6 protein-coding genes are annotated in these 12,428 nt (G+C 41.7%); 1 reads left to right on the forward strand and 5 read right to left on the reverse strand.

What is annotated here, in order from left to right:
- Positions 1-45 precede the first annotated feature (45 nt).
- Positions 46-1,245 carry an ROK family protein gene (locus tag MHB64_RS17965; RefSeq protein WP_341135058.1) on the forward strand — a complete coding sequence of 400 codons (1,200 nt, stop codon included), beginning with the start codon at positions 46-48 and terminating at the stop codon, positions 1,243-1,245.
- A 67-nt stretch (positions 1,246-1,312) separates the two neighbouring features.
- Here MHB64_RS17965 and MHB64_RS17970 read toward each other — a convergent pair whose 3' ends face one another.
- The 5 genes from MHB64_RS17970 to MHB64_RS17990 all read right to left on the reverse strand — a co-directional run bounded on the left by MHB64_RS17970 (position 1,313) and on the right by MHB64_RS17990 (position 12,367).
- Entirely contained in the window at positions 1,313-2,557 is a 1,245-nt protein-coding gene (locus tag MHB64_RS17970) for an anaerobic sulfatase maturase (protein ID WP_341135059.1), read from the reverse strand.
- A 319-nt stretch (positions 2,558-2,876) separates the two neighbouring features.
- On the reverse strand, positions 2,877-3,167 hold the full coding sequence (locus tag MHB64_RS17975) for a hypothetical protein (RefSeq protein ID WP_094868832.1): 291 nt from the start codon (positions 3,165-3,167) through the stop codon (positions 2,877-2,879).
- 288 nt (positions 3,168-3,455) lie between these two features.
- Complete coding sequence (locus tag MHB64_RS17980; RefSeq protein WP_341135060.1) at positions 3,456-8,135, reverse strand: CBM96 family carbohydrate-binding protein; 4,680 nt, start codon at positions 8,133-8,135, stop codon at positions 3,456-3,458.
- Positions 8,136-8,347: 212 nt separating this feature from the next.
- Positions 8,348-10,642, reverse strand: coding sequence for a helix-turn-helix domain-containing protein (locus tag MHB64_RS17985; protein WP_341135061.1), 2,295 nt, complete (start codon positions 10,640-10,642; stop codon positions 8,348-8,350).
- 96 nt (positions 10,643-10,738) lie between these two features.
- Positions 10,739-12,367 carry an extracellular solute-binding protein gene (locus tag MHB64_RS17990; RefSeq protein ID WP_341135062.1) on the reverse strand — a complete coding sequence of 543 codons (1,629 nt, stop codon included), beginning with the start codon at positions 12,365-12,367 and terminating at the stop codon, positions 10,739-10,741.
- Between the last annotated feature and the right edge of the window lie 61 nt (positions 12,368-12,428).

Genomic DNA, 12,428 nt, shown 5'->3' on the forward strand with positions numbered 1-12,428 from the left:
AACCGATCTTACTAGTTCACCCTATATATAGCTTGGAGGTATATCGTGGAAAAGCGCTCGACACACATTCCATCCCCAAAGAAACTCCTATACGACCGAATCGCCGAACAAGGCACAGTTTCCAAGTTAGATCTTCTACAAACATTTTCACTTACCAAAAGCACAATGACCCGAATATTAGATGAAATGACGGAAGAAGGCTTGCTGATAGAATGCGGATTCGGGGAATCTAGCGGAGGCAGAAGACCTATTTTATACCAGATCAATCCTTCCTACGGTTACATCATCGGTTTAGAGATTTCCAGGCTGTATTCTTCCCTTGGTTTATTTGATATGCAAATGAATCCAAAATCAATTGTTCACTGGAGAATGGATCAGGCATTCACACCTGAAAGATTTATGGATCATGTAAGTAGTCAAATACGCGCTTTCCTCAGGGATCATCAGTTAGTGGACAGTCAAATTATTGGCATAGGAATTGGAGCCGTGGGACCGCTTGACCGGGATAATGGTTTTATCTTAAAACCGCTACACTTCCCTTCTTCTGGCTGGAACAATCTGCCTATTTGCAAATTGGTGGAGGAACGAACGGGCTTCAAAGCTCTGCTCGACAACGGTGCCAATTCCGCACTCCTTGGAGAACGATGGTCCATCCGTCACGCTAACATTCAACATATGCTCTATGTTCATGCTGGAGCAGGGCTCCGCTATGCGATGATGTCGCATGGAAGTATTGTTCATGGCACGATGGATATGGAAGATGCCATTGGTCAAATGATCATCCAGACAGACGGACCCCGATTAAATAATGAAGGGAATTACGGAGCTTTAGAAGCATTCGTTTCTGTGCAGGCGCTCGAACAAAGTGCACGTTCAGAGGCAAAGATGGACAAAGATCTGATCCTCCAAAGATACAAAGTATCGCCGGAGAAGCTGACTTATGATGTATTGGTACAAGCCTTTAGAGAGGGTAATCCACACGCCCGTGAATTATTTACCCAAGCCGCCATTCACTTCGGTATTGGCCTCGCCAACGTTATTAACCTGTTTCATCCTGGAACCATCATTCTAGGTGGTGCGCTCATCCACTCTCACGAATTGTTTTTCCAAACGGCGGTTGAAGTGGCACAGCGAAACACTTACCGTTATCCTGAATACCAACCTCATTTCTCCCTGGGTACATTAAAAGAAGAAGCTGTGGTGACTGGTGCGGCTATTATGGTGAGAAACCAAATGATTCTTTAACATATCAAAAAGGTTGTTTCACAACAATTTGCATGATTGTTGGAACAACCTTTTTTAAAAATTTGAGCTATAGTGGTTGACAGCAACTCTTAAATTTTTTCCCGCTTCCGCAGAGACATGGATCATTTCTACCTGGAAGTAGTTTGGCACTTTTCCTGAACGCCAGCATCTGCTCAGATTTAAGTCGGTTTGCTAGCAGTATCATTCGTTCATAGGCATATGAGTAGAATATTTTATAGCTACTGCAGAAATAATCAACCTCAGTACGATCATGAACATCAAGCCAATTCCGGTTGCGTGGGCATCCCCCATTGCAAAAGCTAAGATATTCACACTTATAGCATGATTCATTCATATTGGGTTTCATTAACAAAAAGTCATCATATATAGGGCTGGTAAGCAGTGCTTCAAGGTCGGTATAGCCGATATTTCCTAACCTGTGCTCTTCATCAATAAAGAAATCGCAAGGATAAGCATCCCCGTTGGTTTCAAGCACCATCATCTTCGGACAGCATGAGCTGTGAACGCACAACTCTGCCTCCCGATGCATGAATACTAGAAGCATATTCTCAAAAATACGAATGGGAAGCTCTGGATACCCCTCGTTGTACCACAGATCAAATGTACGGCATAAAAAGACTCCGTATTGTTCAGGTGTAATTCGAAAGCGGCCAGGCATATCACTCTTCTGTGAAACAAAATCCATGCAAGGGATAAACTGAACATAGGGAAATTTTTGTTCTTGGTAAAATGCCATCAAATCGTCCGGTTTCGTTACGTTATCTTCATGGATCACCGTCAGAATACTATAGTCCACACCCTCATTCTGTAAATGGCGAACCCCACGCATAACTAGATCATAACTACCTTTCCCCGAGCCCGTTATACGATGCGCATCATGAATGGGCTCAGGACCGTCCACACTAATCCCAACCAAAAAGTTATACCGTTTAAAAAATTCCGCCCATTTCTCGTTAATAAGCGTTCCGTTGGTCTGCAGCGCATTACTAATCATTGTCTGAGGTGGAGCGTACTTAGCTTGGAGTGAAATCACGCGTTCAAAATACGGAAGTCCGGCCAATAGCGGCTCCCCTCCCTGCCAAGAAAAAGTCGCTATACCTGATGATCTTTTCATGTACTGAGCGATAAATCGCTCCAGAAGATCCATATCCATCACCCGGATCGGTTGCCGAGGATGCCCCCCTGCTGTGCTGTAGTAGCAATAATCACAGGCTAGATTACAATCCTCTGAGACGGTTTTCCACATGACATTAAGGGTTTGTGGCCTTGTGGTTTGCATGCATGTTGCCATACGAGTCTGCCCCTCCTATGTATATACTATCTTTGTTAAAGCGATTTCCTATGTCTTCAATTAAATCATAGGATGCAAATCATCAATGAGTAAAACATCACAGTTAATCGAATAATTGGACATAAAAAACACCTCCCCATAAACTAATGAGAGTGCAGTATATTTGAGAATGGGATTCGTTTGATTACAGTATTTTAGCGAAAAAAATAGCCAGTCGCTGAATTTCCAGCGACTGGCTATTTAAACTTGTTAGGTACTTTAATCCCAAATTTCAAACGGGGTCAGTTCCGTTTCGGGGACTTTAAATACTAATGTTGTTTCATGTTGTACGGACGTATTCCTTATTTGCTGTTTCCAACATTGATTTCCAATCTGCAAACTTCGTCTCTCTTGCTACATGACGATCAAAAAGTTCATCAGGTATGTCAGCAACATCTTCTTCTGTCTTTACTTGAAAGTTCCCTTTGATTAAAAATTCATCAAAACTCATCCAGTTCGAGTATTTTTTCATAAACTCTTCATTAAACAGCTTTTCAAAAGATATTTCATTGGGATCTTCTTGATTCATTTTTTGACCTTGAAGTTCATTCATTAATTCTTCCATGGTCATTGGTTTTTGTCTTCTCAAATTACCACTCCTAATTTTCTATTATGGTTTCTGATGATTATGTTAATCTATAAATCACACGAATCCTAATCTTAACATAATTCCAACGATTTCACCTTCGATTTTCATTTTATATCATATAATCATTTTCAATACAAGCATCTTCAATATCATTAGCACGTGAAGAGTCAGACTTAATTGATGTTTTGTCAGTTTATATCATGATAAAGAGACCGGACTCATCAGAAATATTAGTTCTGGTAAATCCGGTCTTCCCATAACTAAGAAGTTTTAAGTTAGCAACGCCTCAGCGTCGCGCACCAGATAATTAGCAGCCTCTAAATGAATATGCTTTCCACGTTGTATGCGTACCTCATCAATAAAGGATTGTAAGTCACCACGCTCCAGCTTTTGTTCTAAGCTGTTCGTGATCCCACTGTTATCAATCCAATGGTCATCAGCAAATCGCGTGACTAGTTGTTTCAGTCCATCTAAACTTGCTAACGTCTCGAAAGTCACAGTATGTCTTGATTTGTTACCAGCCAGATCGCTTCCATTCACAATGAATTGATGCATACCCAACGACAGCGTGTATAGTGCAATACTCTCACCAGACTGAACCGGTACTCCATCCAATACAATCTGTGTCTTGCTATGATCTACCCCTGACAAATGATCGCTCAAGGTGACGACAGGTGTAATATCGTCCGCAGAATTGAAGCTTCCGTAAACGATGCCGGTGACGGTGATTCCAGGTGTCTCTCCGTCCAGCTTCAGACGAATATTCTTCGCTACTTCCATAATCCCATCCTGCGACTTTGAACGGTAAATGAGACTATACTGTCCATCTTTTTCAACCATAAGCGGTGCCAAATAGTTATTCCACGTTTGACCGCCATCCCAGCTGTACTCTGTGCTGAGCACTTCGGATGAATCGCCGTAGACACTTAAAGAAACACTCACTGGATTTACATACCATCCATTCGAACCATCCGGCTCAAAAGGCGTAATCAAGGCTCTGGTCTCAGGAATGACTCTATCGTACTCCGTAGAAATATTTTTGGTATATATTCGGATTTGAGCCTGCTGCATTCCATTATTATTTTCCTTCGCGTAGTAAAAGTGAGATTTGTTGCCTGTTGTTTGTGAGGATATCATGAGAGTCAACTGTTTATCTCCTGCGATTTCGTTTATAATTTGCTGTTGAACATCCACCATCACTTCTTGTTCGGCAGGAGGCATATTCCAAGAAGCGATAATCTCCCCTGGGGCAGGTGCGTTATTATGAACTAAGGTTAATTCATCCCATGCATCATCAGTAACCTGATGAAGCTGATCGGTGTATTCTCCTGTCGTAGCAGAGGTTAATCTAAGCTTAGAGAATACCGGTGTCACATTAGGTGGTAGTTCACCCACATTAAATCGCAGGTAGCCACTGTAGTTAGACTTTGGATTGCTTGCATTTCTAATTTCGATCTTTCTCTGTATACCGTAATTTTTGGTGGGATTGCTTTCCGTCTTGTACGTGTCGGCCGCGATGTTAATGGTATAGTAACTTGCATCACGAATGGTATGGTTAAAGATGTAATCCTTGTGGCTCGAAGGACTCTTAATAACGATTTGACCAATATCCGATATCGCTGGTGTATTGTTATTAAAAACAAACTGATCCGCTACTAATACTTCCGGCTTACCCTTCGGAGCAATATACAAGTTATAGGTCTTGGAATAAAGATCTGCAAGAATGGTCACATGATAACGTTCACCCGCCTTATAGGATAAAGAGGTTGATTGTGAAAAAGCAGTACCGTTCCATACCTCGAAGAAACCGTCTTCACTCAGCGATAATAACATTGGAAGTTCTGCTTCGTCGGCCACCGCAGACGCTTGCGCTGTATAACCGATCATACTACCGCTATTATTCACTGTTGGTATCAGATCAAATTCTATGGTCTGGATTCCCGTATGATCAGATCCCAGATCCGTGCTTGAAAGCTCAGAGGAAGAACTCCATGTCGGTACGCCTACTGCGTAGATATAATCACCATAGACTGTGAAATTAGATAATGAGTTTCCGTTTAGTTTAACTTCTTGAACACCTGGTGCGTAGATTGCAATCGATGATACATCGTTAGGGTTGTTGTTCATGACTAGATTTGAGCTATTGATATCTAATGATGACCCCTTCCAATCCACTGCGACATCATTTATCTCCATCTTCGAGGCAATGAGATCTATTCCGTTGTTTTTTAATGTTGATCCTGATTTTATCAAAGCAGATTGAACGATCCCATCATCCGTTTTTTCGATATAGGTCATTTTACCATCAAATGTAAAGGTATCGAAGAAGCGTGTAAACCGCGGAACTTCTTCGTGTGACACGTAATAGTAACCCTTAGTTCCTGCATCAGCAATATTGTTTATTTTTAAGGAACTAGCCACGGTTGTCGACACAGATGGCGTTATATCAAGGCGATTAACCTGAATGTCACGGTTATCTTCACCTTTAGTCGGATATAAGACAGTGTCAAATGTTACATCACCTTCAACGTTTTTTGTAAAAGAGGCATACTTCGATTTCGTCACTGAATAAAAAGCTTCCGAATAATACCCATCATCAAGTGAGGCTGTAATTTGATCAGGATCGGCTGGAATGACTTGGATATCTCCATAGGTGTCATTGAACACCGTGCTAACTCTCTTACTGTTTTCATTTATTACTGGATTAGCTGTAGGTAAAAAGTGCCACGTTTGCTGGTATTTATTAGTTCCTCCAGGAGAGTGCAGATAGTCGGAAACAATCGAGAAAGATGATTTAAGGAATAACACATCTCGTACATGTGTGAATCCTGGAACATTCCGTACATCGCCTTCAACAAAATTAAATTTTTGATTATCAACCCACTGCTCAAGCGATCCCTCAGCTCTGCTATAGCTAGATAATTTTTGACTAAAGCCCTCTGTCCAATTTTGAGCGGTATCATTCATTTCAATCGTATTATGAGCTTCGGTCGAGTATCGCAACCAGTTCGAAATCGGTTCGTCACTATAGGACATGGTACCCGGATCAACCAATAATGGTCTGCCATTCGCATAATAAATGATCGCATTGTCATCCGGGTGTCTGTGAGAGATTTCCTGCTTGGTATTCATCATCAGATATTGGTCGTCCGTTGTCCATCCGCTTCGCATGATAGCCGTTTTACTTTGCGGGTAGAGCACTGAAGAATATGCAGGAGGCGTTCCTTCTGCTCCCGATGTTCCTACAAAACGTAACGTATCATCGTCGAATAAATCTCCAGTTCTTTTAATTGCATTTTTCGCATCCATACGGCTGCTATCTCCGAATAGAGGTAAAAAGCCATTGGGGAATGAGAGATCCGCAAAATATTTACCCATCTTAAGCAAATACTGATCAAAATCCGGATCAAAAGTTTGGCTATTCATACGACCGAATTCCTTGAATTCAAAAAACTGATTGGCTGCGGTTACCGCATAGCTGCTACTAGATTCATTGTACGACCCATCACTAAAATTGAGCGTTTCAATCAATTCACTCATCCGTTTATCGGCTTTGGAATGCCAGACCTTAGAGTCAGTAAACTCGGGAAAATAGACAGCAATACTATACAAGCCTAATGTTTCGAACACACCGTGGTTATTAACAGGATGATAACCTTCTTCTGTCACCAGATAGTCCGCTTTTTTCCAAAACGTTTTTAGAATATCCGTATTGGCTGAAGGATTCATAGAAGAGCTGTTTTTCAAGACATTGTAAGATTTCACCCAATTATACGCCCGGATGGAAGCTTGAAAGCTTTTGGGGAATGTGCCGGCACCTTTGGGACTATCAGATGTAATGTAGTCTTCGGCATCATCGATGAAATCAATCATATAATCGATATATTTCTTGGCATAGTCTTCGGTGCCCGTTAAGACGTATTCTGTTATAAGTGGCTGAATAAAGTTGAAATTCGTAATCTGCATAGCAAATTGATCATCAGAAATATTCGTTGGCGGACCTTTCCAATCCGTTCCCGACGCTATACCTTGCCACGAAAAGGTTAGCCCCGTATGGTTGTTATAAATGAGCGTCGCTTCGTCCCAAGCACTATTTCCCGTTTGATAGAGCATAATATCATTGTTTCCGCTCATTTCAGTAGAGCCAGACAGTTTCAATGTTGCTCCCGTGATCGTCCCCTTGATCGAGGATAAGTCAAATTTCAAATATGCTTCACGTGTCTTGGAGTCGTATGGAGAACCAGATGCGAGCACTTGAAGCAAAGGTTCACTGCCATGGCTGTCCGAATCGTTCCCACGAATATAAGTGTCCATGGAGGCGGTGAGGTTTGCTGTCTTTTCCACATCACCATACATGTATTTAACTACCAATGTAGGTTGGCACTGCGCTAACGTCGTTGACGAACAATTATGTTCGCGGCTGTAGAAATTCGTCACATTCGTTCCTTTATAGCGACCCATTAGAATAAAGCTAAGAACTTTGGAATCGGAAACTGCGGTGATATCGATGTTATATGTTGAAGGTATATCCGTAACCGTAAATGTAGTTAGATATTTATCTTTCAGTGGCGTTATGATTTGATCCATCAAAAGCGGTACGAGTTCAGGATTAGCCTTGCCGGGAGCATACGCTGGTGCAACTCGTGTCGTCCGATTTTCAAAATAGTTTAGAAGTTCACTTCTAGCTTCTTCATAATTTCCTATCTTTACATTCGATTCTACCTCAGCTAATCCCGGAAAATCTTCATAATTAAGCTTACTAGAGGTTAACCACACGTTATTCGCCTGATCCCAGGCTCCAAAAAATTCGATGTCAGATATATCACTTGCGTTGCTTGTTTTCTGTGCATAGGATGTATTTAGAAAATATGGAGAGAAGAGCTGAACATAAACAAAAGTCAGCATGATGCATAGAGGAACTGCTTTTTTCTGCAAATACTTTAAGAACATAATCATAAATCCCCCTTCTAAGTCGTTAGTACATGCTGTGATTCCATGTAACTCATTTTTACTAGAACTCCATAAGTAACGAATAACGACATGAAATTGTAATCACACACCTCCCTTCATATCCAAACACATCTGTCAAAAAATGAATGTAAAATATAAACGGACAGCACCCCCTGAGGAAATCCCCTAACGGTTCTGTCCGATTTTCACTATCAAAGTTCAGTCTTCGCAATTCCTTTTAGCATGTCTCGATACATGCCGGGTGTTATGCCTTCTATTTTTTTGAACGTTCTAATAAATGTGTTGCTACTGTAGAAACCGACTTCTTCAGCGATTTCTTTGATCGCAAGCTTGTTTTGGGAGAGTAATGTTCTCGCTGCTTGTAATCTTTCCTTATTTATTGCGTCCAGCAAGGTGTCTTTCGTGTGTTCTTTATACACACGGGTCAAATAGACTGGATTCATGCCGAAATGCTCGGCGATCGTTGCTACTCCCAAATTAGCATCCTGATAATTGGCTTGGATGTAAGCTGTCAATTCGTCCACCAATCCGGAAGGCCGACTCTTCTTCTGTCCTAACTCATTCGTGATTTGCTTGATGATATCGATCAGTCCAACCCGAATTTCGGTAACACTCTCGCATGCAAGCAGCCTCCACAGAACCTTCTGATGTGCCGTCATGGAAGACCTGCTGTAATCTGCCTCATATAGTGCTTTCATAACCGTTCCACCCATGTCGAAGAGAAAACATCGAACCATCTCGATCGGAAGAAGCCCATGGGATCGCATCTCTTCGAATACCTCTTCGAGAATAAGGAGAGCCAAATCTGTCTCACCCGCCTTAATCGATGTGATTAATCTTTGCTCTTTCTCCCATGTAAACCAATATTCAGGTTCATTGCTTTGCAGCTGTTCATACTGAATAATTTCAGTACTACCCAGCAGCATTTTGTACTCCATTGCCTTCAAAGCTTCTTGATAAGCAGAAGGAATACTTCCAATTGACGTATGAACACGACTTATCGAAGTAGTAAAATGAATATTAAATTTACTGTGAATTAATTGTCTTGCTTCTCCGATTAACCGATAAAGTTCACCCTGTACCTCTTCATCTGAGCCGGCCTGTACATTGACCAGACATGCCAGCATATCGTCCAACTCCGCAATATAAGCAAGATGGCTCTGCCTGCACTTCTCCTCTACAATATTGCCTACGATCATTTGAACAAACTTTCGCTGACGCTCCACATCCCCATTCTGATGTTTGAACAATTCTGCATAATCCTCAATGTATAATAAAACCACAACGTATCGTTCACCGATAAACGCGATGTCATGCGTATCCAATGCTTCGCTGAGCGGAAAGTTCGTCTCCAACCTCCCCTTCATCAAACGCTCGAAGAAATAGTTGCGCAGCACTTTATTCTGTTGATCCAGCGCATGAAAAATAAGGGAATATTCATTCCTGATTTCAGCTAGTGAAAACTGAGCCTGGCTTGACAAGGATCGCACCAGATTATGAACCGGGTGATAATTACGTCTGACGAGCCAATAAGCAGCAGCAGCACCTAATAATAAGGAAATTAACAACGCAACGATCATCAAATTGCGGATATAGGACGATTTTTCCATAAATACTTTTACAGGCAAAACTGATATGTACTTTAAATTCGCACTTTCTGAAGAAATATAAGATACTGCCATCTTTTCTCCATCCCAGGTTTCATAGACGATACCGCCCTCACCGGATAATCGTTCATAAGAAATAGAGGAAGGAAGACGCATATCTTTGGTAGATGCCAGAACTTCATTGTTTTCGTTCAAAATAAGGACGGACCCTTGATTGATCCAGTTCACTTTCTGTATCGGTTCTTGAAATCGCTCTAGTTCCAGCACAATTACACTTGTTGCTAATGACTCTCCTCGGTCTTCAACCGGAAGGGATCGCATATAAAGAATAGCTTGTTTAGTTTTACCCGTATCGGTCGTATATGGGTACACGATCCAATCCCCCATATATTGTTTGTCAAGCAACGCATACCAATCTTTTTTCGTATTTTCATTCGTTTTATGGTGCATTTGAAAATAATCATCGGGATCATACAAAGCGCTCTCCGATAAAAGAAAATCTCCTCTCTTGTAATAAACGTAGGAGTCTGTGACCATTTCGTGTGCCATCGTTAATCCTTTAAATTCCTTGAGCGCAAGGATGATAGAATACCGGTCCTCCTCGGTTAACGGCTGGTCTGCGTAAAGAAGTCCCCGGACTTGGGGTAGAAAGGCCGTCTGAACACTCATTCGGTTGACGCTTTCGATTTGCCCATCCAATACCTGTTTAACCTGCTGGAGAAGAGCTGCATTGGCACGGTTAATCTCCGTCTCTACCAATTGACGAACTTGCACGTATACGAACAGCCCTATCAGGATCGGAATAAGGAGGATAAGGGAATGTGAGATAAACCATGACCACAATATGCTCCACCGCTTTAATTCAAATTTTCTTTTCAAGGTGATCACCGCCGCTTTATCTCATCTTTCTCTGACATAATCTACTAATTGAAATGGCTTACACAAATGCGATTACGAGAATCTATATGACCATAATCATGGTCTCTTGTTGTAGCGCTCCACCGCGGCCTGCTGCAACTGGATTGCTTTCTCGATATTCATCAGCTTCAACTGACTGACGTATCGATCAAAGTTCTCTATCGGCTCTTCACCCAAAATAAATCTCGTGTACATTTCGTCACTGAATGTCCTAACTTCAGCCATTATCTTCGCGAGTTGCTCAGATTCTTCTTTGGTCGCACTTACAAGAGGTAGCATAACATTCTCCACATTTCCCTCGAATTGCCCCCATACTTGAATGGCTTCCTTTTGCTGCTCGAGCTCGTAAAATTGTTCTAGATATCGATCATCATTTACGAACCCAGGAGACGGGTAGTTGGCGCGTGTATATTTCGTCATGGCGAGGGAGACAGGCAGTTTATACGGATTTTTCATGATCAGATCCGTATATTTGGGATACCCCTTATCCAGCTTATAGCTAACTCCTTCTATACCAAAATTTTTCAACATATGGCCTTCATCACTAAACAAATAATCAAGCCATTTTACGGCCTCTTCCGGGTTCTTGTTTGTTGCTGTAATTGCTGTACTTCCATTAGCCCGATACTTGTTCGCACTATTGATAAACTGAGGTTCGTCTCCTTTCTTGAGTACAGGGTATTGTGCGGCTCCCAAATTATATTTAGGGTTATATTTCGAGCCATTCTTCATATAGACACCGATACCACTACCGGCAAAGCCGAAAGCAGCACCGGATTTACCCGAAAGCATTTTGGCATCGATCGTCTTCATATCGTTAGCGCCAAAATCGGGATCAATTAAACCCTCTTTGTACCAGCCCCTTAAAAAATTCAAATATTCCTTGAACTTAGGTTCCATCGGTCCATATTTGACTTCTCCATTGTCCAAGTAAAAATCTCTTCCTACACCGAAAGCGCCTACAATGAAGTCATTGAGCTTGTTGGGATCTGTTTTGTCAATATAAGTCGTATATGGTGCCATGGCACCCTTTTTCTCCTTGAATGACCAAAGAACATGTGTCCATTCCTCCAGTGTTTCCGGAACCGAGAGCCCCAGATCATCTAGCCAATCTTTACGAATAATAGGGCCGCTAAACGTATTCACTTTGCCGATCCCAATAGATGGGATAATATACATGGTTCCGCTATCCGTCTTGACTTCCTTAGCGATATCTGGATTTTCGTTCAAAAATTTTTTCAGGTTAGGCGCATACTGGTCAATGAGATCATTCAGCTTAATGATTACCCCGTCATTAATGGCCTTCTCTGGCCCACCCGGGTACGATAACCAATCAAATTCAATCATGTCTGGTAAATCTCTTGATGCAATCAACAGGTTGAACTGTTCTTTTTCATTCCCCTGTGGCGGGTGAGAAAATTCGATATGTATACCCGATTGCTTCTCCATTTCTTTATACATTTCCACCTCGCCCAAATTTTGAACGACGGAAGCGGCATTCGGATTAAGTGGTGACCAGTATGTAAATCTTATCTTCTCTGAACTATTGACTGGAGACTTTACGCTTTCTATGAATGAAACTTTTTCTGTACATCCTGTTATCAAACCTCCAACCAACATACATGTAAGAAGCAGAGTTGCCCAATGAATTCCGATGACCGATTTCATTACGAATGTTCCTCCCATTTCAATTATCTCCCACCCTCCGGCTGTACCTTACAGCGTCATATCTATATCGTAATTTCAT

It is taken from the genome of Paenibacillus sp. FSL K6-2859 (assembly GCF_038008265.1).
Classification (GTDB): domain Bacteria; phylum Bacillota; class Bacilli; order Paenibacillales; family Paenibacillaceae; genus Paenibacillus_AQ; species Paenibacillus_AQ nitricinens.

Bases quoted from the DNA above. Each gene is read 5' to 3' on its own strand.
- MHB64_RS17975 (WP_094868832.1), bottom strand. From the start codon at position 3,167: ATGACCATGGAAGAATTAATGAATGAACTTCAAGGTCAAAAAATGAAT.
- MHB64_RS17970 (WP_341135059.1), bottom strand. From the start codon at position 2,557: ATGGCAACATGCATGCAAACCACAAGGCCACAAACCCTTAATGTCATG.
- MHB64_RS17980 (WP_341135060.1), bottom strand. From the start codon at position 8,135: ATGTTCTTAAAGTATTTGCAGAAAAAAGCAGTTCCTCTATGCATCATG.
- MHB64_RS17990 (WP_341135062.1), bottom strand. From the start codon at position 12,367: ATGGGAGGAACATTCGTAATGAAATCGGTCATCGGAATTCATTGGGCA.